The sequence below is a fragment of the Streptomyces venezuelae genome (assembly GCF_008642335.1).
In the GTDB taxonomy this organism is placed as follows: Bacteria; Actinomycetota; Actinomycetes; order Streptomycetales; family Streptomycetaceae; genus Streptomyces; species Streptomyces venezuelae_F.
In genome coordinates, this window is the sequence record NZ_CP029191.1 from 2611898 (window position 1) to 2636427 (window position 24530).

A 24530-nucleotide genomic window follows, 5' to 3' on the forward strand; every position below is an offset into this window, starting at 1 on the left:
CTCATTCGCCGCGGTACAGCTCACGCTTGTCGATATAACGCACCACACCGTCGGGCACCAGGTACCAGACCGGATCGCCCTTGGCGACGCGCGCGCGGCAGTCCGTGGACGAGATGGCCAGGGCGGGCACCTCAACCAGGGAGACACCACCCTTGGGCAGCCCGGGATCGGCCAGCGTGTGGCCGGGCCGGGTGACCCCGATGAAGTGCGCGAGGGAGAACAGCTCTTCCGTGTCCCGCCAGGTGAGGATCTGGCCGAGGGCGTCGGCGCCCGTGATGAAGAAGAGGTCCGTATCGGGGTTGAGGGCACGCAGATCGCGCAGCGTGTCCGTGGTGTACGTGGCCCCGCCGCGGTCGATGTCGATGCGGCTGACCGAGAACTGCGGGTTCTCCGCGGTCGCGATGACCGTCATCAGATACCGGTCCTCGGCGGGCGAGACCTGCTTGTCGCTCTTCTGCCACGGCTGGCCGGTCGGCACGAACACCACCTCGTCGAGGTGGAATTGCGCGGCGACCTCACTGGCCGCCACGAGGTGTCCGTGGTGGATCGGGTCAAACGTTCCGCCCATGACGCCCAGGCGGCGCTTGCCGTTGCTCACCGGACCGATCTCCGGACCGGTCTCCGGACCGGTAGGCATGTCCTGCTCTCCCATGCGTGCAGACCCTACCGGCCCGGCGGACGGGCCCTGTTTCAGCGGTCCCGTTCAGCGGTCCCGGTTGAAGCGGGTGGTGATCCACAGGAGCAGCAGGAGGACGACGAACGCGCCGCCTCCGGTGAGGAGAGGGCTGAGGCTTTCGTGGTTGCCGCCGTGCTCGCCGCCCTCGGAGGCGAGAGTGACCAGCTGGGCGGCGTTGCTGTGGAGGCTCATCTCAGGCAGGACCTATCCGGAGGTGGGATGGACATAAAGACTTCCGGCCCATCGTAAGCGGGAGGCCCGTTCCGCCTTACGCCGACTCAGCCGTTGCGGTGGTCGGCGTCCTCGGAGGACTTCTTGTCGGCGTCCTCGGAGGACTTCTTGTCGGTGTCCCCGGCAGCGTTCTTGCCGGCGCCCTCGGAGGCCTTGTCGGCCCCCTGCCGGTACCCCCGCAACAGGAACCAGCCGACCAGTACGCATCCGACGACCATGACGATCAGCACGATCCGCAGCAGATTGCCCGGTCCCTGCTGCTCCGCGGCCTTGGCCGCCTCCGTGAGCCAGTCGGCCCCAGGGTTGTGCTCCATGACGGAAGACTCCTTCTGTGTGCTGCCCTGTCACGGTATCTCCGCCTAGGCTTGGCCCCACCTCGGGGGCACGAGAGGACGAGACATGGGGGATGCGGCATGACCGACGACAACCACCACGGCGGGGGCGGCGAGGGCCACGAGCGGATGCCGAGCCGGCAGCGCAGGCGCTTCCCGGGCATCTCCTCGCGCGCCTACGAGCACCCGGCGGACCGTTCGGCCCTGGTGGCCCTGCGCAAGCTCAGCGGCTTCGACACGGTCTTCAAGGCCCTCAGCGGCCTGCTCCCCGAGCGGAGCCTGAGGCTCCTGTTCCTGTCGGACTCCGTACGTGTGTCCGACGCGCAGTTCGCGCACCTCAACACCATGCTGCGGGACGCCTGTTACATCCTGGACCTGGAGAAGGTCCCGCCGATGTACGTGAACCAGGACCCGAACCCGAACGCGATGTGCATCGGCCTGGACGAGCCGATCATCGTCGTGACCACGGGCCTGGTCGAACTGCTCGACGAGGAGGAGATGCGGGCGGTCGTCGGGCATGAGGTGGGCCACGCCCTCTCCGGCCACGCGGTCTACCGCACGATCCTGCTGTTCCTCACGAATCTCGCCCTGAAGGTCGCGTGGATCCCGCTCGGGAACGTCGCGATCATGGCGATCGTGACGGGGCTGCGCGAGTGGTTCCGCAAGTCGGAGCTGTCGGCGGACCGGGCGGGCCTGCTGGTCGGCCAGGACCTGAAGGCCTCGATGCGGGGCCTGATGAAGCTGGCGGGCGGCAACCACCTGCACGAGATGAACGTGGACGCGTTCCTGGAGCAGGCCGAGGAGTACGAGGCCGGGGGCGACCTGCGCGACTCCGTCCTGAAGATCCTCAACGTCCTGCCGCGCACGCACCCCTTCGCCGCGGTCCGCGCCGCCGAGCTGAAGAAGTGGGCCGAGTCGCGGGACCACCAGCGGATCATGGACGGCCACTACCCCCGCCGCGACGAGGACAAGGACACGTCGGTCTCCGACTCCTTCCGGCAGTCGGCGTCGTCGTACGCCGACAACGTCCGCAACAGCAAGGACCCGCTGATGAAGCTGGTCACCGACATCGCGGGCGGCGCGGGCGACCTCGGCGGCAAGCTCCGCGGCAGGTTCACGGGCTCGAACAACGGCGACGGCGCGCCCGAGGACAAGCAGCCTTAGCCGGACGCCGACAGCGAAGGCTGGGCCGACGCCGCGAGAGACCCGCACAGCGGCGTCGCTCCCCCGGTCGCGTACGGATCCGTGCCGGCCGGGCCGCCCGTCTTCGCCCGCTCCCCGGCGAGCAGCGGTCGCAGGTGGTCCGCCGACCCTGCGGCGCAGGCCAGCGGGCCCGCCTGGGTCGCGGAGGTCAGCACCTCGGCGCGGTGCATGCGCAGGTCGTCGCGGTCGAAGCGGAAGTGCAGCTCGCGGCGGACGGTGAACAGCGACGCCCGCGCCCGCTCGTCGTCGGCGCCCTTGGCACGCCGCGTGCCCTCGCGGTCGACGCCCCGGAGGGCATACACGAACGTGTGATCCGAGGTCACCTCAAGCGTGTTCTTGTCGGTCTCGACGATCCGCAGCGTGCCCTCGGCCCTGACCCGGTGGTCGGCGAGCGCGGCCCGCGCCGGGTCGAACCGCACGAGCCACCCCGTCGCCGCATGCCGCCCGTCGGCCGCCGGACGGTTGAAACTCCGGTCGAACTGGGCGTACTGCTGCGGATCGATCAGCAGGCGTACGTCGCGCGGGGAGCCGCCCGCGAGCACGTCCGGGTCGAGGGCGGACTCGACCAGGTAGTCCTTGGCGGTGACGAGCGCCCCCATCACCTGGCTGTCCGAGAAGTGTGAAGTGCGGCGCACCGGCGGGAGGTTGATGCCGCCCGCGCCGACGCGGAACTCGGCGGCGGGGCTGTGCGCGTACAGGTCGGAGACGCTCTTCGAGCCCGGCACGCGGCCGGTCGGGGCGAGGGGCGTCACGGTCATGCGCAGGGGTTCGGGGCGTTTGGCGGCCGGGGACTGGTACGGGCTGCGCAGGCCGATGTAGATCGCGGTGCCGAAGGCGACGGCGATCAGCACGACGAGGATCAACAGCTGCCGGGAGAGGGTCCGGTGGAGTCCCGGGCGGCGGCGGACGGCGCGCGTGTGGTCGCCCATGCGCTCCTGCGCGGAGAACTCCTGGAGGCGGGCAGCCCGCACGAACGACTCGTCGAAGACAACCGATCGGTACTCGTCCTCGCCACCGCCGGCAGCGCCCTCGGGTGTCCCCGCGGGTGGATCTCCTGGCCCGCCCATACCTTCAGGGTAGGTCTCCGGGCCGTCAGGTAAACGCCCTGGTACACGACAACTTCTGACAACACATCACGTGTGCGCCTCAGGGCGTGCGTGGCGTCGCGGGCACCGCGGACTGGCTGAACTCGGCGGAGACGGAGGGGCTGGGCGACGCTTCGTTGTCGGCGCTCTGCCCGACCTCGGTCGAGGCGGGCGCGGGCACCTGGCCCGAGCCGCCCGACGAGGCTCCTCGGTAGACGGCGGTGAAGGCGAGGGCGACCATGCCGATGCCCATCAGGAGGGCGAGCATCCACGCTATGGGGCGGTGCCAGCGGACCTGGCCGGGGTGGCGGCCCGGGCGGCCGTACCCCCCGTCCGGGGCATCGCGTTCGTAGGCGTCGTCGAGGTCGTCATCGCGGGCGAACCCGGGTCCGTCGTCCGGGCCGAAGCCGTCTTCGTAGAGCTCGTCGTCCGCCGTGTCGTGGGCCCGGCCGCGGGTGCGCGCCCTGCGGGCCTCCGCCTCGGAGGCCTCGGCGCGCGCCTCGGCAGCGGCCAACAACCGCTCCACGGCGGTCGGTTCATGGATCTCCGCGGCCCGCACGAAGTCCTCGTCGAAGACCACGGAGGCGAACTCTTCGTCCGCACCCCCGCGGTCGCGGTCGTCGTCGGGCTCCCAGCCGTCAGGGAACGACGGCGTGCCCCCCACGTCCTCCGGCACCCCTCCAGCCTAGACCTGGAACGGTCAATTTGGGCAGGGCAAAGGGGAATTCAGCGGATGTGGCCGTCGCCCGTGACGATGTACTTGGTGGAGGTCAGCTCGGGCAGTCCCATCGGGCCACGCGCGTGCAGCTTCTGGGTGGAGATGCCGATCTCGGCGCCGAAGCCGAACTGGCCGCCGTCGGTGAAGCGCGTCGAGGCGTTCACGGCGACCGTGGTGGAGTCGACGAGTTGGGTGAAGCGGCGGGCGGCCTGCTGCGAGGTGGTGACGATCGCCTCGGTGTGCCCGGAGGTCCACAGCCGGATGTGCTCGACGGCCTGCTCCAGCGTGTCGACGACGGCGGCCGCGATGTCGTACGACAGGTACTCGGTCTCCCAGTCCTCGGTGGCCGCGGGGACGACGGTGGCCTTGCTGCCCTCGGCGTACGTGATGACGCGCTCGTCGGCGTGGACGGTGACGCCGGCCTCGGCGAGGGCGTCCAGGGCGCGCGGCAGGAACGCGTCGGCGATGTCGCGGTGCACGAGCAGGGTCTCGGCGGCGTTGCAGACGCTGGGGCGCTGCGCCTTGGAGTTGATGAGGATGTCGACGGCCATGTCGATGTCGGCGGCGGCGTCCACGTAGACGTGGCAGTTGCCGGTGCCGGTCTCGATGACGGGGACGGTGGACTCCTCGACGACCGTCTTGATCAGGGAGGCGCCACCGCGCGGGATGAGGACGTCGACCAGGCCGCGGGCGCGCATGAGCTCGCGCACGGAGTCGCGGTTCTCGCCCGGGACGAGCTGGACGGCGTCGGCGGGCAGTCCTGCGCCGTGCACGGCGTCGCGCAGGACGCGCACGAGGGCCGTGTTCGACCCGTACGCCGAGGACGAGCCGCGGAGCAGGACGGCGTTGCCGGACTTGAGGCAGAGGGCCGCCGCGTCCACGGTGACGTTGGGCCTGGCCTCGTAGATGATCCCGACGACGCCGAGCGGGACACGGACCTGGCGCAGGTCGATGCCGTTGGGGAGCGTCGAGCCGCGGACGACCTCTCCGACCGGGTCGGGCAGGGCGGCCACGTCGCGCACGTCGGCGGCGATGGCGCGGACCCGCTCGGGGGTGAGGGTGAGCCGGTCGACGATGGACTCGCTGGTGCCGGCCTCGCGGGCGCGCTCCGTGTCCTTGCCGTTGGCCTCGACGATCTCGGCGGTCCGCACCTCGAGCGCGTCCGCGATCGCGAGCAGCGCGTCGTCCTTGGCGGAGCGCGGCAGCGGGGCGAGCGTGGCGGCGGCGCCGCGGGCGCGGTAGGCGGTCTGGGCGACCGGCGAGAGGTTGTCGTAGGGCGAGACGGGAGAGAGCGACGTCATGCCCGCAGGGTAATCCCCGTGTGCGGGGCGTCCACCCGCTGTTCCACTTCCCGAGACCGGTCCGTCCGGTGTCCCGCGGGACTACGGCTCAAAAGGGGTGCACGCCGACGGGGGTGGCCGGTAACGGTCCGTAACCCTCCGCGATGCGCTGGTGGTAAGTGTCGCGGCCGATCACCTCGAGCCCCACGATCTCCCACGGCGGCAGCTGGGCGCTCTGCCGGTGCTCGCCCCACAGGCGCAGGGCGACCGCGGCGGCGTCGTGCAGGTCGCGGGCCTCTTCCCAGTAGCGGATCTCGGCGTGGTCCGGCGCGTATCTGCTGGTCAGCAGAAAGGGATGGTCGTGGGCGAGCTGTTCGAGACCCCGTCTGACCTCGTCCAACGGCGCTTCCTTGCCCGAGACGCTCAGCGTGACGTGCCAGAGGCGGGGCGTCTCCGTCGGCTCGGCATCGCGGCCGTCGCCCGCGTCGGCCGCGCGTGGCTGATGCGGATCGCTCTCGTACGCCGTCCCCGCGGCGACGCTCGTCAGCGCCCGCTCAGCCGAGCCGCGGGACGCCGCCCCAGGGCGCACTCGTCTCACGACGGCCTCCTTTACGCAATGGTGTGCCGATACGCAACGGTCGTGCAGAACTGTCTTCAACAAAGTTGAGCAGGCCAAGCAGTGCCGCGGGGCGGTTTTGGGGAGTTTCACCTTCCGCGGGCCCGTCGGCGGGGGCCGTGCGCGATGGTTTTCGGCCGGGGCCCACGAGGCGTGCGGGACGGGCGGTCGGACGCGACCTGGGGCTTTCCCGAGTGCTATCCGGGCAGCAGGACGAGGTCGTCCCGGTGCACGACTTCCCGCTCGTACGCAGGTCCGAGTTCCTTGGCGAGGTCCCTCGTGGAGCGGCCGATGAGCAACGGGATCTCCTTGGCGTCGAAGTTCACCAGACCACGCGCCACCGCACGGCCCGCGGCGTCCCGCAGCTCGACGGGGTCGCCCGCGGTGAAGTCGCCCTCGACGGCGGCGATCCCGGCCGGAAGCAGCGACTTGCGCCCCTCGACGACCGCGCGCACCGCCCCGTCGTCGAGGGTGAGGGCGCCGCGCGGCTCGGAGGCGTGCTGCAGCCACAGGAGGCGGTCGGCGGAGCGGCGGCCGGTGCGGTGGAAGTACGTACCGGTGGCGCGGCCCGCGAGGGCGTCCCCGGCGTGGCTGGCGGAGGTCAGGACGACGGGGATGCCCGCGGCGGCGGCGATCCGGGCCGCCTCGACCTTGGTGACCATGCCGCCGGTGCCGACGCCGGCCTTGCCCGCGCTGCCGATCTCGACGTGCGCCATGTCGGTGGGGCCCCTGACCTCGTCGATGCGGGAGGTGCCGGGCTTCGCTGGGTCGCCGTCGTAGAGGCCGTCCACGTCGGAGAGGAGGACGAGGAGGTCGGCGTGGACGAGGTGCGCGACGAGGGCGGCGAGCCGGTCGTTGTCGCCGAAGCGGATCTCGTCGGTCGCGACGGTGTCGTTCTCGTTCACGATGGGCAGCGCGCCCATGGCGAGCAGCTGGTCGAGGGTGCGCGAGGCGTTGCGGTGGTGTGCCCTGCGGGCCATGTCGTCGGAGGTGAGGAGGACCTGTCCGACGCGGACGCCGTAGCGCGCGAAGGAGGCGGTGTAGCGGGCCACGAGCAGGCCCTGGCCGACGCTGGCCGCTGCCTGCTGGCGTGCGAGGTCCTTGGGGCGGCGCACGAGGCCGAGCGGGGAGAGTCCGGCGGCGATGGCGCCGGAGGAGACGAGCACGATCTCGCGCAGGCCGCCGTCGCGGCTCTTGGCGAGCACGTCGACGAGGGCGTCGACACGGTCCGCGTCCAGGCCCCCCGATGCGGTGGTCAGGGACGACGACCCGACCTTGACGACGACCCGCCGGGCCTCTGCCACTGACTGCCTTGCCGATGCCACGCTCTTCCCCAAATGATCCCGATGCCCCGGACCCGCGGTCCCGGACCTGCAATCTACGTGAGGGCGCGGGCCGGGCGCCTGCCCATTCCGAGGCGCGGACCGGGGCCCGGAGGCGGGCGGGCGCATTCCCGTCAGAGGCGAAAGACACCTCCGAGGTTCAGTCCGTTTGCCCCTTTATCCGGTGATTGACGTCACGGAAGATTGCTAGGGACCCACTGCGCGTCATACGGTCAGTGGTCGACTTTCGACTTTTTTCGTCTTCACTCGGTTCCCCCCCATCCCCTCTTCTCATCCCCGCCAGGAGCCAAAGCCCGTGCCCTCTGCCGGACTCGCCCCCCGACGCATCGTGCAGCTGTCAGCGCTGTTCGCGATGTTCGCGCTGTTCGCGACACAGCTCGCGACCGCGCTGATCCCCTACGTCCCGGTGTTCGTCGCCGCGGCCGCCGCGAACCTCGCGCTCGACATCTATCTGCAGTACAAGCAGCCGGGCCTCCTCTCCCTCCTTGGCAAGATCCGCTTCGACGTCACGGTGCGCCAGCTCCTGCGCGACATGCTGATCCTCGTCGGCCTGCTGCGCATCGACGGCATAGAGCCGCTTGCCGAGCAGTCGCCGCTGACGATCGGGCTGCTCACCTTCTACGCCCTGCACTTCGGCTGCCAGGCCGTCGCCGTGCTGGTGCGCCGCGCCCGCTCGCTGCCGATCGTGACGCGCAACATCGACACGTCGAAGCTCCACCTGACGGCCGCCCCGCCGCGGATCCTCTCCCGGCGCCAGGCCCACCGTCTGCTGACCTTCTCGGTCCCGACGACGGTCGGCCTGCTGGTCACCGCGGCGACCACCGACGCGTACTGGGGCGGCATCGGGCTCGCCGTCTCCCTCGTCCTGATCGGCGCGGGCGCGCTGTACCTCGCCACCTGGCTGCTCCCGAAGAAGCGGGCGAAGAACGACGAGAAGGTCATGGAGTGGCTCGACGAGTGGCTCGCGGCCTACAAGCCGACCGTCGCCATGTACTTCTCCGGCGGCACCACGTCCGCGTACCAGGCGAACATGTGGCTCTCGACGCTCTCCGAGCTCGACGGCAAGCCGCTGATCGTGCTGCGCGAGCGCTTCATGGTCCAGAAGATCGACGCGACGGACGTCCCGATCATCTGCTTCCCGAAGGTCGCCACGATGTTCTCCCTGGAGACGTCGACGCTGAAGATGATGCTGCACCCGGCGAACGCCGCGAAGACCTCGCAGGTCCTGCGCATCCCGACGATCAAGCACGCCTTCATCAACCACGGCGAGAGCGACAAGCTCTCCTCCTGCAACCCGTATGCGAAGGCGTACGACGAGGTGTGGGTGGCGGGCCCCGCGGCCCGCGACCGCTACCAGCTCGCGGACATCGGCGTCGAGGACAAGGACGTCGTCGAGGTCGGCCGCCCGCAGCTGTCACCGATCCGCCCGTACGCGGGCGCGCCCACCGGCGCGTACACGACCGTGCTGTACGCCCCCACCTGGGAGGGCTGGGACGGCAACCCCGGCAACACCTCGGTGGTCCTGGCCGGCGAGAACATCGTCCGCGAGCTCCTCGCGGACCCGAGCGTGCGCCTCCTCTACAAGCCGCACCCGATGACCGGCTCGCAGAACCCGGCGGCGGGCGCCGCCAACGAGCGCATCAAGGCGATGATCCTGGCCGCCAACGCGAAGCGGTCCGGTGCCCGTCCCGGCGCCGACGCCGCGGCCGAGCTGGTCCGCCGCACCGCGGACCTGGACCGGCTCACCGCGCGGACCTTCCGCAAGAGCGCGGACGAACAGGAGCGCATGATGCTCCAGGGCGCCCCCGAGGGCGACCAGCAGGCGGCGGTGGCGGCCGCGACGGCCGCGTGGGAGACCGCGTTCTGGGCGTCGTTCCCCGAGTGGGAGCACCAGATCATCACCACCGCGCGCCCCGCGATCTTCAGCTGCTTCAACCAGGCCGACCTGCTGATCAGCGACGTCTCGTCGGTCGTCTCCGACTGGCTGAGCAGCGAGAAGCCGTACGCGGTCGCCAACACGGCGGGCATGTCCGAGGCGGAGTTCCGCGCGAGCTTCCCGACGGCGTCCGCCGCGACGATTCTGACGCCCGAGGCGGACGGCGTGGCTGCCCTTCTGAAGGCCGTTCGCGCGCCGGAGCTCGACTCTCACGCCGAGGCCCGCGCGGAGCTCAAGGAGCACCTCCTGGGCCCCTCTGACCCGCCTTCCCTGGTCCGCTTCAACGCGGCGGCCCTCGCGCTCAGCGCCAAGGCCGACGCCCGCCGCGTCCGCATGGCCACCCGCGTCGACGCGGACATCCCGGGCCAGCGCGTCGCGGAGGAAGCGGCGGAGGAGATGGCGCAGGACCCGTCGGAGTCGAACGGCGCGGAGGACTCGGTCACCGCGTGACGGTCTGAACGCACACGAGAGGGCCCCCGGAGCTCGGAAGCTCCGGGGGCCCTCTCGTGCGTTCGTACGCGGTTCCAGCAGGCCTTGCTAGAAGGGCTTGAAGTCGTCGTACTCCTTCTGCGCCTCGTCCCGCTCCGCCTCGCGGTCCCTGCGGCGCTGTGCGGCCGGACGGGGCGCTTCCAGACGGTGGTCCTCGCCGCGGCGGCCGAGCATCTCCGCGCCCGCCATCATCGTCGGCTCCCAGTCGAAGACGACCGCGTTCTCCTCGGGGCCGATGGCGACGCCGTCGCCGTTGCGCGCGCCCGCCTTCATCAGCTCCTCCTCGACGCCGAGGCGGCTGAGGCGGTCCGCGAGGTAGCCGACGGCCTCGTCGTTGTTGAAGTCGGTCTGGCGCACCCAGCGCTCCGGCTTCTCGCCGCGCACGCGGTACAGCGGCTCGCCGCCGACCTCCTCGCGGGTGACCGTGAAGCCGCTGTCGTCCACGGCCTTGGGACGGATGACGATGCGGGTCGCCTCCTCCTTCGGCTTCGCGGCACGCGCCTCGCCCACTAGCTCGGCGAGGGCGAAGGAGAGCTCCTTGAGGCCCTTGTGCGCGACGGCGGACACCTCGAAGACGCGGTAACCGCGCGCCTCCAGGTCGGGCCTGACCATGTCGGCGAGGTCCTGTCCGTCGGGTACGTCGATCTTGTTCAGGACGACGATGCGCGGCCGGTTCTCCAGGCCCGCGCCGTACTCCCGCAGCTCCGCCTCGATGACGTCGAGGTCGGAGACGGGGTCGCGGTCGGACTCCAGGGTCGCCGTGTCGAGCACGTGGACGAGGACGCTGCAGCGCTCGACGTGCCGCAGGAACTCCAGGCCGAGGCCGCGGCCCTGGCTGGCGCCGGGGATGAGGCCGGGCACGTCGGCGACCGTGTAGACGGTCGAGCCGGCCGTGACCACGCCGAGGTTGGGGACGAGCGTCGTGAACGGGTAGTCCGCGATCTTCGGCTTCGCGGCGCTCAGCACGGAGATCAGCGAGGACTTGCCGGCGCTCGGGTAGCCCACGAGCGCCACGTCGGCGACGGTCTTGAGCTCCAGGACGACGTCCCGCTCCTCGCCGGGCACACCGAGCAGCGCGAAGCCGGGTGCCTTGCGGCGGGCGGAGGCGAGCGCCGCGTTGCCGAGGCCACCGCGGCCACCCTGGCCCGCGACGAAGGTGGTGCCCTGGCCGACCAGGTCGGCGAGGACGTTGCCCTGCTTGTCGAGGACGACCGTGCCGTCCGGCACGGGCAGGACCAGGTCCTGGCCGTCCTTGCCGGAGCGGTTGTCGCCGGCGCCGGGCTGGCCGTTGGTGGCCTTGCGGTGCGGGCTGTGGTGGTAGTCGAGGAGCGTGGTGACGTCCTGGTCCACAACCAGGATCACGTCACCGCCGCGGCCGCCGTTCCCGCCGTCGGGGCCCCCGAGCGGCTTGAACTTCTCACGGTGGACGGAGGCACAGCCGTGGCCCCCGTTACCCGCGGCGGCGTGCAGCTCGACGCGGTCCACGAAGGTGGTCATGGTTGGTGCCTCCTGAAACTTACGGAAATGTCTTAGCTGTAACACGCGAAAGGCGGACCCGCTTCCCGATCACCGGGAAGAGGTCCGCCCTCGCAGAACTCGCTCGACGAGCGCCTTGATCAGTCGGAAAGACGGATTCAGGCGGCCGGAACGATGTTCACGACCTTGCGGCCACGGTGGGTACCGAACTCCACCGCACCGGCGTCCAGCGCGAACAGGGTGTCGTCCTTGCCGCGGCCGACGCCCGAGCCCGGGTGGAAGTGGGTGCCGCGCTGGCGGACCAGGATCTCACCGGCGTTGACGAGCTGACCGCCGAAGCGCTTCACGCCGAGCCGCTGAGCATTGGAGTCGCGCCCGTTCCGAGTGGACGATGCGCCCTTCTTGTGTGCCATCTTGTCTCAGTCCCTTACTTCGCAGCCGTGGGGATGCCGGTGATCTTGATCGCCGTGTACTGCTGGCGGTGACCCTGACGACGGCGGTAACCGGTCTTGTTCTTGTAGCGAAGGATGTCGATCTTCGCGCCCTTGTGGTGGTCCACGACCTCGGCCTGGACCTTGATGCCGGCCAGCACCCACGGGTCGCTGGTCACAGCGTCGCCGTCGACAACGAGCAGGGTCGAGAGCTCGACCGTGTCGCCAACCTTGGCAGTGGAAATCTTGTCAACCTCAACGATGTCGTCGACAGCAACCTTGTGCTGGCGACCACCGCTGCGCACGATGGCGTACACGCGGATCTCTCTCTCGCTCGGAACGGGACCCCCGCAGTCCAGCCGCCCGCAGAAGCGGAAGCGGCCTCTCTCACGGCCGGGGCCACGAGAGGAAAAAGGTTTACAGGGGGCGGGCGTGCATAGGAACACGCCGACGGTCAAGGTTACGGGGCCGCCCCGGAAGGGTCAAACCGGCCCCGCACCCCCCGTCACGTGACCGGCTTCTCACCGTCCGGCGGCAGCGGCTTGACGCCCTTGCACAGGTCCGTCTTGTCCGCGCTGCCCGGCCAGGCCACGGCCCGCGTGCGGTCGAAGTGCGAGCGGTACGTGTCGTGCACCGAGTCGTCGTCGATCTTGACGATCGCCTCGTCGTTCTCGCGCAGCGCCGGCGCCGTGTAGTTCTGCGAGCCGGTGAAGGAGACCTTGTTCCGCTTGCCGTCGTACACACCGTCGACCAGCAGGTACTTCGAGTGGATGATGTACGGCGTCGTGAGGCGGGTGCCGGGGTGCAGCGGGTCCCTGTCGTCGTTGTAGCAGCGCACCGAGGGGCCGCCCGACGTGTGCAGCTGCTCCCAGGTGCCCGGGGTGCCGCCCTGGCTCTTCGCGCTGTCCGTCTCCGCGTACAGGATGCTCACCGAGCAGCCCGCCTTCTTCAGCGAGACGAGCTTGTCGGCGATCTGCTTGCGCGTGATCTTGAAGATCGCGGCACGGACCTTGGTGTGCTGCGTGACACCCGCGGCGTCCTTGTACGTGCACTTCACGTTGTTCAGGACCGAGTACATGGTGTCGGTCTCGTTGACCGTGCCGTTGCGCGGGAAGAAGTACGCCTTGTAGCGGCCGCTGCTGACCGTGCGGTAGTCCCAGTCGGCCCAGCGCTTGCCGAGCATGTCCGTGAAGTAGTCCGCGTACGCGTCGTACATCGCGGGGTTGTTCGGCAGCAGCAGCGCGTCGTTGAAGAACTTGGTGTGCGCCGACGGCGTCGAGTTCGACGTGGTCTGCACGACCACGTCCTTGGCGCCCTCGACCTCCGAGAACAGCCAGAACTTGTTGTGCATGATCGACTTGCCGTACTTCGGGTCGCCCAGGCAGGACTTCCCCGTCGGGCAGAGCGACACGAAGGACGTCTTGGTCTTGTCCGTGCCGAGCGCCGTCTTCAGCGTGTTGTACGCGGTGTTCGTGGGCCGGTCGCTCTTGCTGGTCTCGTCGAGCAGCATCTGCACGTGCACGCCGCGGTTCTTGGCGGCGACGAGCGCGTCGACGACCGGGGCCTCCCACACGTGGTAGACGGCGACCTTGATCGTCGAGCCGGGCACGGCGGAGTTCGTCAGCTCGATCAGGCGGGTCCGGATCGCGTGCTGCGCGTCGACGTCACCCTTCGGGTCGTTGAAGATCGGCCCCTCGGTCCAGGTGGACCCGGCGTCCGCCGACGCGGTCCCCACGGACCCCGCGGCCTGGATCCCGGCCGCCGAGAGGACCGTGGCGAGTGCCACCGCCTGACGGCCGCCCTTGACCGGTTTCACCGCACGGTGTCGTCCCGTGCCTCGCAGGCGCGCGTGCGCCATCAGTCATCCCTCCCCCGGACGCGGACACACCCTCTCCCCAAACGTGTGCTCACGCCCCCGTTCACTTACCAGACCTCATGAGTTTTACAGGTGCTCCCCCGCGCTCCAAGACCGGGGCGCCCCGTTCACACTTTCGGGGCGTAATGACGTGTATGCCGGACACGCCGGTGCCCCCTGCCCGGCGGGAGACCGCCGGGCAGGGGGCACCGGTGTGCGAAGGGGTCAGGCCTCGTCGGCGCCGACGGAGACGCCGGAGGGCGCCTGCTCCGCCGCTGCGGCCTTCTTCGCCGTCGCCTTCGTCGCCTTCTTGGCCGTCGTCTTCTTGGCGGCCGTCTTCTTGGCCGCGGTCTTCTTTGCGGCCGTCTTCTTCGCGGGCGCCTTCTTGGCCGCCGTCTTGCGCGCCGTCTTCTTGGCCGGAGCGGCGTCCTCGGCGGGTGCCTCGGACTCTGTCGCGGCCTTCTCGGCGGGCTGCTCGGCCGGCTTCTCGGCCGACGGGACGACCATGACGGCCGCCTCTGCGGACGCGGTCGGCGCGGCGGCCTTGCGCACCGCACGGCGGCGCGGACGCGGCGGCGCGGCGTCGGCGACGGGCGCCTCGGTCGCGGTCTCGGCGACCTGCTCCACCTTCGGGGCCTCAGCCTTCGGGGCCTCCGTCACGACGATCTCGGTGGCCTCGGGCTCGGCGGCCTTCGGCGAACCCGCGGGCGACGTGGCCTTGCGGACCGCACGGCGGCGCGTACGTCCCTTCGGCGCGGCGTCGTCCACCGGCGCCTCGGGAGCCGCCGGAGCCGCGGTGGCCTCGGCGTGCGCCTCCTGGGCCGCCTCGACGGCCGCGGGGCTGCCCACCATCGGGTCCTCGACGGCCGGGGCCTCGGTGCGGGCGACGTCGGACTCGACGACCGGCACCTCGGCGTCCTTGGCGGCGGCCTTCGCGGCCCGCTCCGCCTTCTGGGCGGCCTTGGCCTTCTTGCCCGACTTCTTCGCGGCCTTCGGAGCCTCGTCCTTGGCGGCGTCCGCCTGCAAGGCGTCGGCCTGCGGAGCCTCCTCCACCGGGGCGGCCTCCGCGCGCGGAGCGCCCGCCGGAGCCGACACCCGGCGCGTCGCACGCCGCCGCGAACGGCCGCGGGACGACGCGGCGGCCTCGGCCTCGGCCGCGCTGCTGTAGAGCTCCTCGTCCGGGACGAACTCGGGCTCGGGCAGCGCCACCGGAGCGGCGACCTCCGCCGCGACCTCCGCCGCGGTCTCGGTCTCCGGCTCGGCGGCGACGTCGGCCGACTCCACCTCGTGCGTGTGCTCGTGACCGTGGTCGTGCTGGTCGGAGCCGCCGCGGCCGCGCTTCTTGCGCTTGCCGCCGCCACCGACGGAGGTGGGCTGCTCCATGTGCACGATGACGCCGCGGCCGTTGCAGTGCACGCAAGTCTCGGAGAAGGACTCCAGGAGGCCCTGTCCGACGCGCTTGCGAGTCATCTGGACCAGGCCGAGCGAGGTGACCTCGGCGACCTGGTGCTTGGTCCTGTCCCGGCCCAGGCACTCCAGGAGGCGCCGCAGGACCAGGTCCCTGTTCGACTCCAGGACCATGTCGATGAAGTCGATGACGACGATGCCGCCCAGGTCGCGCAGGCGCAGCTGGCGCACGATCTCCTCGGCCGCTTCGAGGTTGTTCCTCGTCACGGTCTCTTCGAGGTTGCCGCCCTGTCCGGTGAACTTGCCGGTGTTGACGTCGACGACGATCATCGCCTCGGTCTTGTCGATCACCAGCGAGCCGCCGCTCGGCAGCCAGACCTTGCGGTCCAGGGCCTTGGCGAGCTGCTCGTCGATCCGGTACGTCGCGAAGACGTCGACCTCGGACGTCCACTTGGAGAGGCGGTCCGCCAGGTCGGGCGCGACGTGCGAGACGTAGCCGTGGATGGTCTGCCACGCGTCGTCGCCGCTGACGATGACCTTGGAGAAGTCCTCGTTGAAGATGTCGCGGACGACGCGGACGGTCATGTCCGGCTCGCCGTAGAGCAGGCCCGGCGCGCTCGTCGAGGCCGCCTTCGACTTCTTCTGGATGTCCTCCCACTGCTGCTGCAGACGCTCGACGTCGCGGCGCAGCTCGTCCTCGCTCGCGCCCTCGGCGGCGGTGCGCACGATGACGCCCGCGTCCTCGGGGACGATCTTCTTGAGGATGGTCTTCAGACGCGCGCGCTCGGTGTCGGGCAGCTTGCGGCTGATGCCGGTCATCGAGCCCTCGGGCACGTAGACCAGGTAGCGGCCGGGCAGCGAGACCTGGCTGGTGAGGCGGGCGCCCTTGTGGCCGATCGGGTCCTTCGTGACCTGCACGAGGACCGACTGGCCGGACTTCAGGGCGGACTCGATGCGGCGGGGGCCGTTGGCCATCCCGAGCGCCTCGAAGTTGACCTCACCGGCGTACAGGACGGCGTTGCGGCCCTTGCCGATGTCGATGAACGCGGCCTCCATGGACGGCAGCACGTTCTGGACCTTGCCCAGGTAGACGTTGCCGACGTACGAGGTGGCCTGCTCCTTGTTGACGTAGTGCTCCACGAGCACGTTGTCCTCGAGGACGCCGATCTGGGTGCGCTCGCCGTTCTGGCGGACGACCATCACGCGCTCGACGGCCTCACGGCGGGCCAGGAACTCGGCCTCCGTGATGATCGGGACGCGGCGGCGGCCCTGCTCGCGGCCCTCGCGGCGGCGCTGCTTCTTGGCCTCCAGGCGGGTCGAGCCCTTGATGGACTGGACCTCGTCGGCGCCGGTGCCGGGCTCGCGCTCCTCCTTCTTGCGGGGCTCTCGGACCTTGACGACCGTACGCTCCGGGTCGCCGTCGCCCGGCTCGCCCTCGGCGGAGTCACCGGCGCGGCGACGGCGGCGACGACGGCGACGGCTGCTGCTGGAACCGGCACCGCCGGACTCCGCGGCGTCGTCGGCGCCGTTGGTGTCGTCGTGCTCATCGGACTCGTCGGCCTCGTCGGACGCGCCCTCGTCGGAGTGCTCCTGCTGGTCGGCGGCGGCAGAGGTGTCGGCGTCGTCGGACTCGCCCGACGCGTCGTTCTGCTCGTTGTCCTGGTCGGCGGAGTCACCGCGGCGACGGCGACGGCCACCGCGACGGCGACGGCGGCCCTGGCGCTCGCCGGACTCCTCCGTGTCGTCGTCGGATTCGGCCTGCTCGGCGGCGGCCTCCTCGGGCTCCTCGGCCTGCTGCTCCTCGACAGGGGCGGCCTTGACGGGCTCGCGCTCCTCGGCGTCGGGCTGCTCGTCCGCGGCGCGACGGCGGCGGCGACGGCGCGGCGTCGTCTCCTCCTCGGCGACGGGGGCGGGCGTGGGCTCGGGCTCGGCGGGCGTGTCCTCGGCGGCCTCGGCGGCGGCTGCCGCGGCGGCGCGCTCCGGGGTCTGGAACATCGGCTCGGCGAACACCGGGGCCTGGAAGACGGCGACGGCGGGGCGGGCGGGCTTGCGGCCGCCGTCCTCGCCGGACTCCTCGGCGCGCTGGGCCTTGCGGGCCTTGTGTCCGGACGGCGCGGAGAACCCGGTGGCCGCGGCCTTGCGGGTGGCGCGGCGGCGACGGCCGCGGGGCGCCTCGTCCTCGGCCGCGTCGGCTGCGGCTTCGTCGGCCGGTGCCTTCTCGGCGGCGGCCGGCTGGTCGGCGAACTTGGCGGCGACCTCGTGCTCGGCGGTCTGCGGCGCACCGGCGGGCGCGGAGGTGCCACGGGTCGCACGGCGACGCGTGCGGCCCTTGGGCGCGTCCTCCTCGGCCACCGGCTCAGCCTGCGCGGGGGCCACGGGGGCCTCCTCGACGGCGGCCGTCTCCTCGGCGGGGGTCTGCGGCTCCGCGGCGGGCGCGGAGGCGCCACGGGTCGCACGACGGCGCGCACGGCCCTTGGGCGCGTCCTCCTCGGCCACCGGCTCAGCCTGCGCGGGGGCCACGGGGGCCTCCTCGACGGCGGCCGTCTCCTCGGCGGTGGTCCGCGGCTCCGCGGCGGGCGCGGAGGTGCCACGGGTGGCGCGACGGCGCGTGCGGCCCTTGGGCGCGTCCTCCTCGGCGACCGGCTCGGCCTGCGCGGGCGTCTCCTCCGCGGCGGCCTGCGGCGCACCGGCGGGGGCGGAGGCGCGGCGCGTGGCGCGGCGGCGCGGGCGGGCGGCGGGGGCCTCGGCGGCCTCCTCCTGCGGGGTGGCCTCGGGTGCCGCATCGGCGGCGGGCGCGGGTGCGGCGGCGGGCTCAGCGGCCTCGGTGGCCTCGACCGCCTGCGGCGCGCCCGCCGGGGCGGAGGCGCGGCGGGTGGCACGGCGGCGTGCGCGGGGCGCGGGGGCCTCGCCGGCCTCGGGCGTCTGCGCGGGCTCCTCGGCCGCTGCCGCGGCGGGGGCCTCTTCGGAGGCGGGGGTGGCCGGTATGGCCGGAGCCGCGGCGTCGGCGGCGCCGGTCGGCGGGCCCGCCGGACGCGATGCGGCGCGGCGCCTGCGGCGCGGCGGCAGGGTGTCGCTGGGGGTGTTGTTGTCCGAGCCCTCGGTGGGTTCGTTCGGCTCAAGCATGCGGGCGGTTCTCCCGTCACGCTCCCGGGCGCCGCGCCTGGTCCGGTGATGTCGCGGCTCGCGCTGTGCGCGGGGCCGCCATCCGGGGGCGTGGGCGCCGCACGGGAGCTCTATGTCTTGTCTCGCCGGTTCCGTACGCCCATGTGCGGACGGCCTGGCGAAAGTCTCGGTCAGTGCGCTGCCCGACCCAGGTGGCTCCCGAGTACGAGGGCGGCGCGGTGACGTACGTCCTTACCGGGGGCCTTCCGGCGCCGGCGCCTTCGCGGCGGCAGGTACGGCGGCCGTGGGTGGAGCGGCCGTGTCTGCCTCGCGGTCGGGCGCGAGCGGGTCGGTCACCGTGCCGGTCTCTTCATCGAAAAGCCCCTGCGCCAGCCTGGTCACCGCTGCGGGGACCGGCGGCGCCAGGTCGGCCACAGCTCGGAGACCGGACAGGACGTCGTCAGGTCGTACGGCAGGTGTCACGTGCCGAACAACCAGCCGCAGTATCGCACAGGGCTTGTCGCTCGGCCTATCGGTGTCGGCGGCGGACGGTCCGTCGTCGACGGTCAGGCTCACCACGGCCTCGCGCGCGTCGAAGGTGCGCATGCCGTTCTTCGTGCGGCGCTGGACCTCGACCTTCTCGGCCGCCGTGAACTGCTCGGCGGCGCGCTGCGCCACCGCGGGCTCCACGCCGTCCAGGCGCAGCTCCCATACGGAGGCCGTCAGCCGGTCGGCGAGTCCCGAGGTGCGGGACTCGACGGCGTCGACGATGTCGAGCCCGGCGGGCATCGACTCGTCGAGGAGTTCGCGGAGCTTGTCCGGGTCGCGCGGTGCGGTGAGCGCGATCTCCAGGTACTCGGCCTCACTGCCCGTGCCGGTGGGTGCGGCATTGGCGTACGACACCTTGGGGTGCGGGGTGAAGCCCGCCGAGTACGCCATGGGCACCTCGGCGCGGCGCAGCGCACGCTCGAAGGCGCGCTGGAAGTCACGGTGGCTGGTGAACCGGAGGCGGCCGCGCTTGGTGTAGCGCAGTCGGATGCGCTGCACCGCGGGTGCGGGCGGCGGGCCTACGGGCTGTCGCTTGCCCAGTGTCGTCAGTCCTTCATGAGTGCGGTCGTACTGCTGCCTAGAGTACGTGTGTCGGGCGTGTCGGGTTCCCGCCGGGCCACCGGAACCGCCTCGCGCGGCGCTCCGAACAGCATGCGCCGTACGTCGGCGCGCGCCTGACGGGCGGTGTCCCTGGCGGAGGCGAGGGCGCGCCGCGTGGTGCGGCCGACGCTCCGGGCGGCCGTGGCGACGGGCTTCCACAGCGCGTCGCGGATGACGTGCCCGACGGGCGTGAGCACCGTGCGGTACACCCACCTGACCGGCTCGACGAAGATCCACCGAAGGAGTGTGCCGAGGAAGCGGCCCACGGCGCGGGAGATGTGTCCGGCGATGCGCCACGCGTGTCCGAAGGCGTCGGCGATCTCCCGCGCGACGACGGCGATCGCCCGCCCGATGGGGGTGAGCACCCAGCGCCACAGGGCGACGAGGGGCACGACGAAGATCCAGCGGAGCAGCGTGGCGATGCCGCGGCCGACCGGCGAGAGCACGGCCCGGTACAGCCAGACGGCGGGCGCCACGATCAGCGTCCGCACCAGCCAGGCGATCGCGATGCCGACCGGCACGACGACGTACCGCCACAGCCCCACCCACGGCCACACGAACACGGCCTTGCCCAGCCAGACGAGGCCGACCCACAGGGCGTGTCCGACCGGCGTCAGCACGCGCGCGTAGAGCCACGTCGCGGGGATGACGAAGAGGACCCGGCCCAGCCAGGCGATGCCGTGTCCGATGGGCGTCAGCACGCGCGCGTAGAGCCACATCACCGGGATGACGAACAGGCCGCGGCCGAGCCAGGCGAGGCCCTTGCCGACCGGCACGAGCACGTACCGCCACAGGCCGACCCACGGCCACACGAAGACAACCTTGCACAGGAACGTCAGTACCGCGCCGATGGCCCGCCCGACGGGGCGCAGCGCGTTGCGGTAGAGGAAATTGCCGCACACGGCGAGCGCGTCCCACACCAGGCGCACGGGGACGACGAGCACGAGCACGACGATCCGCACCGGGATGCGGATCGCGACGGCGAGACATCCGTCGGCCTGCGCGGGCGCCAAGGGCGGTACGGGCGTCGCAGGCCGCGCGGGCAGCACGGGCTCCGCGACCTGCTGGTCAGGCCGTTTTTCCAGGTCCATGTTGTCCTAGACGCGCGCGGCGCCGGTTCGGATCCAGTACCGCAGTTTCCCGCTGCGTTCGTCCTCGAACGTGCCGCCCGCGGCCTCGATGACCTTGCGCGAGCCGATGTTGTCGGTGTCGCAGGTCACCAGGACGGATTCCAGGCCGAGTCGGGCGGCGTGCGGGAGGCAGGCGCGGAGCATGTCGGTGGCGTGGCCGCGGCGTCGGGCGGTGGGGCGGACGTCGTAGCCGATGTGGCCGCCGTACTCGCGCAGGAAGCGGGTGGCGATGGTGTGCCGGACGGTGATCCGGCCGAGGTAGGCGGCGCCGTCGACGTACCAGAGGGTCGTGACGGGGACGGAGTGCGCCGCGGTGGGGTGCTCGGCGGCGCGGACCTCGGCGACGTACGCCTCGAAGACCGCCGGGTCGCGCCAGCGCCGGCCGTACTCGCGCAGGGTGGCGCCGAGCGTCGTGTCGTCGTCGGGCCCGCCCCGGCCCTCGGCCCGGAACTCCTCCATCGCGGCGATGAAGGAGCGGTGCACCAGGCCGGAGGGCGGGGCGAGTCGAGGCACTGTCAGGTGTCTCGGCTACTTCACGACGGTGAGCGGCAGGAGCTTCTTGCCGGTGGGGCCGATCTGGATGTGCGTGTCCATCTGCGGGCAGACGCCGCAGTCGAAGCACGGGGTCCAGCGGCAGTCCTCGACCTCGGTCTCGTCGAGCGAGTCCTGCCAGTCCTCCCAGAGCCAGTCCTTGTCGAGGCCGGAGTCCAGGTGGTCCCAGGGCAGCACTTCTTCGTAGGTGCGCTCGCGCGTGGTGTACCAGTCGACGTCGACGCCCATCTCGGGCAGCGTCTTCTCGGCGCAGCGCATCCAGCGCTCGTACGAGAAGTGCTCACGCCAGCCGTCGAAGCGGCCGCCCTCTTCGTAGACGGCGCGGATGACGGCGCCGATGCGGCGGTCGCCGCGCGAGAGCAGGCCCTCGACGATGCCGGGCTTGCCGTCGTGGTAGCGGAAGCCGATCGAGCGGCCGTACTTCTTGTCGCCGCGGATCTTGTCGCGGAGCTTCTCCAGGCGGGCGTCCGTCTCCTCGGAGGAGAGCTGCGGGGCCCACTGGAAGGGCGTGTGGGGCTTCGGCACGAAGCCGCCGATCGACACCGTGCAGCGGATGTCGTTCGATCCCGAGACCTCGCGGCCCTTCTGGATGACCTTGGTCGCCATGTCGGCGATCTGCAGGACGTCGTCGTCGGTCTCGGTGGGCAGGCCGCACATGAAGTACAGCTTCACCTGGCGCCAGCCGTTGCCGTACGCGGTCGAGACGGTGCGGATGAGGTCTTCCTCGGACACCATCTTGTTGATGACCTTGCGCATGCGCTCGGAGCCGCCCTCGGGGGCGAAGGTCAGGCCCGACCTGCGGCCGTTCCTGGTCAGCTCGTTGGCGAGGTCCACGTTGAAGGCGTCGACACGGGTCGAGGGGAGGGACAGGCCGATCTTGTCCTCCTCGTACCGGTCGGCGAGGCCCTTGGCGACCTCGGCGATCTCGCTGTGGTCGGCGGAGGAGAGCGAGAGCAGGCCGACCTCCTCGAAGCCGGTCGCCTTGAGGCCCTTGTCCACCATGTCGCCGATGCCGGTGATGCTTCGCTCCCGTACGGGGCGCGTGATCATGCCGGCCTGGCAGAAACGGCAGCCGCGGGTGCAGCCGCGGAAGATCTCCACGGACATGCGCTCGTGGACGGTCTCGGCGAGCGGGACGAGGGGCTGCTTCGGGTAGGGCCACTCGTCGAGGTCCATGACGGTGTGCTTGGACACGCGCCACGGCACGCCGCTGCGGTTGGGGACGACGCGGCCGATGCGGCCGTCCGGGAGGTACTCGACGTCGTAGAACGCCGGGATGTAGACGGAGCCGGTCCTGGCGAGGCGGAAGAGGACCTCCTCGCGGCCGCCGGGGCGGCCCTCGGCCTTCCAGGCGCGGATGATCTCCGTCATGTCGAGCACGGCCTGCTCGCCGTCGCCGATGATCGCGGCGTCGATGAACTCGGCGATCGGCTCGGGGTTGAAGGCGGCGTGACCGCCCGCGAGGACGATGGGGTCCTCGACGGTGCGGTCCTTGGCCTCCAGCGGGATGCCCGCGAGGTCCAGGGCGGTCAGCATGTTCGTGTACCCGAGCTCGGTGGAGAAGCTCAGGCCGAAGACGTCGAAGGCGCCGACGGGGCGGTGCGAGTCGACGGTGAACTGGGGCACCTGGTGCTCGCGCATCAGGGCCTCCAGGTCGGGCCACACGCTGTAGGTGCGCTCGGCGAGCACGCCCTCGCGCTCGTTGAGGACCTCGTAGAGGATCATGACGCCCTGGTTGGGCAGTCCCACCTCGTACGCGTCGGGGTACATGAGCGCCCAGCGGACGTCGCAGGATTCCCACGGCTTGACGGTGGAGTTCAGCTCACCGCCGACGTACTGGATGGGCTTCTGCACATGCGGGAGCAGAGCTTCGAGCTGTGGGAAGACCGATTCGGCAGACATCGCGGACCTTCATGAGCTGGCAGGGGTGACCATCAAGCGTACCCCGGCGTTCAGCTCCCCAGCGCCGACCTCACTTTCGCGCGGGACGCCTCGGCCCACACCTCGGGCAGTTCCCGCTCGCGGTCCTTGCCCGCCGCCTCCTCCTGGCCGTACAGGAGGCCCCAGGTGAACGCGGACTCCCCCGCCAGGTGTGCCTGGATGGCGAGGGCGCGCAGGGCCTCGCGCGCGACGACGCTGTCCTGGTGGTCGCCCAGCACCTTCTGGACGGACTTCATGCGCTTGGCGAACTTCCTGGCGGGTTTGCCGAGCGCGGGGGTCGCTGCCTCGCCCGCGTACCGGGCGCGCTTGGCGGCCTTGCGGGCCTCGTGCAGGGCCACGTCGCGGTCCTGGCCCGGGGGCAGGCTCAGGGCGTGCTCGATGCGGGTGGCGAGGCGGGCGTAGTCCTTGAGGGCCGCCTTGACGAGGGCCTTCTCGGGCGGCGCATCGGCCGCGGGACGCAGCGGGGGCGCGGCGAGCAGGGCGTCGAGGCTGTCGAGGAGGGCGAGGTAGCGCTTGCTCTCCAGAACGGCGACCGTCCTGCGCCGGGAGCCCGCGCCGCGGGCGACGGTCCAGATGCGCAGACGGCCGCGGACCGGGCCGAGGAGGAGGGTCCTGGGCAGCGCGCCGATGCGTTCGGTGAGCCGCTCGGTGAGGACTTCCTGGTCGCGGTCGACGCCCAGCTCGGCTGCGAGCCACTTCAGCTCTTCGCCGACGGGGTCGGTGACCGTGCGGTCGAGGACGTTCCGGTACGACTTGAAGGCGCTGCGCAGCCGCCTCGTGGCGACCCGCATCTGGTGCACGGAGTCGGGCAGGTCGCGGCGGACGGCGGGGTCGAGGGCCAGGAGGGCGTCGCGCTGGGTGCGGAGGCGGGCGAGGACGTGGTCTCCGGAGGAGACGGGTGTGTGGTCCTCAAGACGGACGACGGCGTGTCCTGTGCCCTCGTCGTCGGTCCACTTGCCCTCTGAGTCCATCGGCGCCGTCGTGCGCAGGCCGCGGGTCAGCTTCGATGACCACATCGAGCGTTTGACGCCCGCCTTGCGGAGCTTCTTGTCGACCTTGTCGAGCAGTTGCGGGTCGCCGTCGTCGGCGAGTTCGACCTCCAGTTCGGACCAGCCGATGCGCTCCCCGCCGGGGGCGCACCGCTCGGCGTGCACCGTGTCGAGGGCGACCTCGGCGAGCATGGCGCCTTCGGCGTCGACGAGGTGCCGCACGTGCCGGGTGGTCTCCAGGCGGAGCAGCGGCACCAGTTCGGCCTCGCGCACCCGGGCGCGCACGAGACCGAGCAGGGCGCGGGGCACCGTGTCCGAGAGCGGCGCGTGGACCTCGTCGCGCACGCCCTCGGCGAGCGACACGGGGAGCTTCAGGTGCCAGCCCGCGTCGTGGCCCCCGGTGCGGCGCCGCAGCGTGATGGAGGCCGCGGCGAGCCGCTGGTCGGGGGTGTCCCAGTAGACGGCGTCCAGGTCCGCCGTGCCTTTGTCGACGACGCCCGCGACCCCGGTGACTCTGGTGAGGTCGGGCAGCTCTGTGCCCGCTGTGACGTCGTACTTCCGCTCGATCTCGCGCTTCGTCTCCGCCATG

Annotated in this window: 20 protein-coding genes; 2 read left to right on the forward strand and 18 right to left on the reverse strand. The window is 71.6% G+C overall.

What is annotated here, in order from left to right:
• Position 1: 1 nt before the first annotated feature.
• From nadD to DEJ49_RS11715, 3 genes are all read right to left on the reverse strand, one after another.
• Positions 2-652 carry a nicotinate-nucleotide adenylyltransferase gene (nadD, locus tag DEJ49_RS11705; protein ID WP_150184079.1) on the reverse strand — a complete coding sequence of 217 codons (651 nt, stop codon included), beginning with the start codon at positions 650-652 and terminating at the stop codon, positions 2-4.
• A 51-nt stretch (positions 653-703) separates the two neighbouring features.
• A complete protein-coding gene (locus DEJ49_RS11710; RefSeq protein WP_150184080.1) occupies positions 704-868 on the reverse strand; it encodes a hypothetical protein in 165 nt (54 codons plus the stop codon).
• 86 nt (positions 869-954) lie between these two features.
• Positions 955-1221 carry a hypothetical protein gene (locus tag DEJ49_RS11715; protein ID WP_150184081.1) on the reverse strand — a complete coding sequence of 89 codons (267 nt, stop codon included), beginning with the start codon at positions 1219-1221 and terminating at the stop codon, positions 955-957.
• A 99-nt stretch (positions 1222-1320) separates the two neighbouring features.
• On the opposite strand from DEJ49_RS11715, the gene DEJ49_RS11720 reads away from it, so the two are divergent.
• Positions 1321-2403 carry a M48 family metallopeptidase gene (locus tag DEJ49_RS11720; RefSeq protein ID WP_150184082.1) on the forward strand — a complete coding sequence of 361 codons (1083 nt, stop codon included), beginning with the start codon at positions 1321-1323 and terminating at the stop codon, positions 2401-2403.
• On the opposite strand, the gene DEJ49_RS11725 is transcribed toward DEJ49_RS11720, so the two are convergent.
• The 5 genes from DEJ49_RS11725 to proB form a co-directional block, all read right to left on the reverse strand.
• Positions 2400-3509 carry a hypothetical protein gene (locus DEJ49_RS11725; RefSeq protein WP_150184083.1) on the reverse strand — a complete coding sequence of 370 codons (1110 nt, stop codon included), beginning with the start codon at positions 3507-3509 and terminating at the stop codon, positions 2400-2402. The genes DEJ49_RS11720 and DEJ49_RS11725 overlap by 4 nt on opposite strands.
• 79 nt (positions 3510-3588) lie before the next feature.
• Positions 3589-4203, reverse strand: a complete 615-nt coding sequence (locus DEJ49_RS11730; protein ID WP_150184084.1) for a hypothetical protein — start codon at positions 4201-4203, stop codon at positions 3589-3591.
• A gap of 50 nt (positions 4204-4253) precedes the next feature.
• Positions 4254-5546, reverse strand: a complete 1293-nt coding sequence (locus tag DEJ49_RS11735) for a glutamate-5-semialdehyde dehydrogenase (RefSeq protein WP_150184085.1) — start codon at positions 5544-5546, stop codon at positions 4254-4256.
• An 88-nt stretch (positions 5547-5634) separates the two neighbouring features.
• Positions 5635-6123, reverse strand: a complete 489-nt coding sequence (locus tag DEJ49_RS11740; RefSeq protein WP_150184086.1) for a hypothetical protein — start codon at positions 6121-6123, stop codon at positions 5635-5637.
• Between the two features lie 215 nt (positions 6124-6338).
• Complete coding sequence (gene proB / locus DEJ49_RS11745; RefSeq protein ID WP_150184087.1) at positions 6339-7466, reverse strand: glutamate 5-kinase; 1128 nt, start codon at positions 7464-7466, stop codon at positions 6339-6341.
• A 313-nt stretch (positions 7467-7779) separates the two neighbouring features.
• On the opposite strand from proB, the gene DEJ49_RS11750 reads away from it, so the two are divergent.
• A complete protein-coding gene (locus tag DEJ49_RS11750; RefSeq protein ID WP_150184088.1) occupies positions 7780-9870 on the forward strand; it encodes a hypothetical protein in 2091 nt (696 codons plus the stop codon).
• An 87-nt stretch (positions 9871-9957) separates the two neighbouring features.
• Here the strand turns inward: DEJ49_RS11750 and obgE are convergent, their stop codons facing one another.
• The 10 genes from obgE to DEJ49_RS11800 all read right to left on the reverse strand — a co-directional run bounded on the left by obgE (position 9958) and on the right by DEJ49_RS11800 (position 24529).
• Positions 9958-11406, reverse strand: a complete 1449-nt coding sequence (gene obgE, locus DEJ49_RS11755; protein WP_150184089.1) for a GTPase ObgE — start codon at positions 11404-11406, stop codon at positions 9958-9960.
• Positions 11407-11543: 137 nt separating this feature from the next.
• Positions 11544-11798 (reverse strand): 50S ribosomal protein L27, encoded by a 255-nt coding sequence (gene rpmA, locus DEJ49_RS11760; RefSeq protein WP_150167684.1) that lies wholly within the window; start codon positions 11796-11798, stop codon positions 11544-11546.
• 14 nt (positions 11799-11812) lie between these two features.
• Positions 11813-12133, reverse strand: a complete 321-nt coding sequence (gene rplU, locus DEJ49_RS11765; RefSeq protein WP_055566950.1) for a 50S ribosomal protein L21 — start codon at positions 12131-12133, stop codon at positions 11813-11815.
• Positions 12134-12321: 188 nt separating this feature from the next.
• Entirely contained in the window at positions 12322-13674 is a 1353-nt protein-coding gene (locus DEJ49_RS11770) for a phospholipase D-like domain-containing protein (RefSeq protein ID WP_150184090.1), read from the reverse strand.
• A 222-nt stretch (positions 13675-13896) separates the two neighbouring features.
• Positions 13897-18201, reverse strand: coding sequence for a ribonuclease E/G (locus DEJ49_RS11775; protein WP_150184091.1), 4305 nt, complete (start codon positions 18199-18201; stop codon positions 13897-13899).
• A gap of 231 nt (positions 18202-18432) precedes the next feature.
• Positions 18433-19227, reverse strand: coding sequence for a TIGR03936 family radical SAM-associated protein (locus DEJ49_RS11780; RefSeq protein WP_150184092.1), 795 nt, complete (start codon positions 19225-19227; stop codon positions 18433-18435).
• A 47-nt stretch (positions 19228-19274) separates the two neighbouring features.
• A complete protein-coding gene (locus DEJ49_RS11785) occupies positions 19275-20420 on the reverse strand; it encodes a hypothetical protein (protein ID WP_223832803.1) in 1146 nt (381 codons plus the stop codon).
• A gap of 6 nt (positions 20421-20426) precedes the next feature.
• Positions 20427-20972, reverse strand: a complete 546-nt coding sequence (locus DEJ49_RS11790) for a GNAT family N-acetyltransferase (protein WP_190329325.1) — start codon at positions 20970-20972, stop codon at positions 20427-20429.
• 15 nt (positions 20973-20987) lie between these two features.
• Complete coding sequence (locus tag DEJ49_RS11795; protein ID WP_150184093.1) at positions 20988-22913, reverse strand: TIGR03960 family B12-binding radical SAM protein; 1926 nt, start codon at positions 22911-22913, stop codon at positions 20988-20990.
• Between the two features lie 50 nt (positions 22914-22963).
• Positions 22964-24529 (reverse strand): CYTH and CHAD domain-containing protein, encoded by a 1566-nt coding sequence (locus DEJ49_RS11800; protein WP_150184094.1) that lies wholly within the window; start codon positions 24527-24529, stop codon positions 22964-22966.
• Position 24530 lies beyond the last annotated feature (1 nt).

What these genes read in the sequence shown, in the direction of transcription:
- nadD (WP_150184079.1), bottom strand. Translation starts at nt 652, where the DNA reads ATGGGAGAGCAGGACATGCCTACCGGTCCGGAGACCGGTCCGGAGATC.
- DEJ49_RS11710 (WP_150184080.1), bottom strand. Translation starts at nt 868, where the DNA reads ATGAGCCTCCACAGCAACGCCGCCCAGCTGGTCACTCTCGCCTCCGAG.
- DEJ49_RS11715 (WP_150184081.1), bottom strand. Translation starts at nt 1,221, where the DNA reads ATGGAGCACAACCCTGGGGCCGACTGGCTCACGGAGGCGGCCAAGGCC.
- DEJ49_RS11720 (WP_150184082.1), top strand. Translation starts at nt 1,321, where the DNA reads ATGACCGACGACAACCACCACGGCGGGGGCGGCGAGGGCCACGAGCGG.
- DEJ49_RS11725 (WP_150184083.1), bottom strand. Translation starts at nt 3,509, where the DNA reads ATGGGCGGGCCAGGAGATCCACCCGCGGGGACACCCGAGGGCGCTGCC.
- DEJ49_RS11735 (WP_150184085.1), bottom strand. Translation starts at nt 5,546, where the DNA reads ATGACGTCGCTCTCTCCCGTCTCGCCCTACGACAACCTCTCGCCGGTC.
- obgE (WP_150184089.1), bottom strand. Translation starts at nt 11,406, where the DNA reads ATGACCACCTTCGTGGACCGCGTCGAGCTGCACGCCGCCGCGGGTAAC.
- rpmA (WP_150167684.1), bottom strand. Translation starts at nt 11,798, where the DNA reads ATGGCACACAAGAAGGGCGCATCGTCCACTCGGAACGGGCGCGACTCC.
- DEJ49_RS11770 (WP_150184090.1), bottom strand. Translation starts at nt 13,674, where the DNA reads ATGGCGCACGCGCGCCTGCGAGGCACGGGACGACACCGTGCGGTGAAA.
- DEJ49_RS11775 (WP_150184091.1), bottom strand. Translation starts at nt 18,201, where the DNA reads ATGCTTGAGCCGAACGAACCCACCGAGGGCTCGGACAACAACACCCCC.
- DEJ49_RS11785 (WP_223832803.1), bottom strand. Translation starts at nt 20,420, where the DNA reads ATGGACCTGGAAAAACGGCCTGACCAGCAGGTCGCGGAGCCCGTGCTG.
- DEJ49_RS11795 (WP_150184093.1), bottom strand. Translation starts at nt 22,913, where the DNA reads ATGTCTGCCGAATCGGTCTTCCCACAGCTCGAAGCTCTGCTCCCGCAT.
- DEJ49_RS11800 (WP_150184094.1), bottom strand. Translation starts at nt 24,529, where the DNA reads ATGGCGGAGACGAAGCGCGAGATCGAGCGGAAGTACGACGTCACAGCG.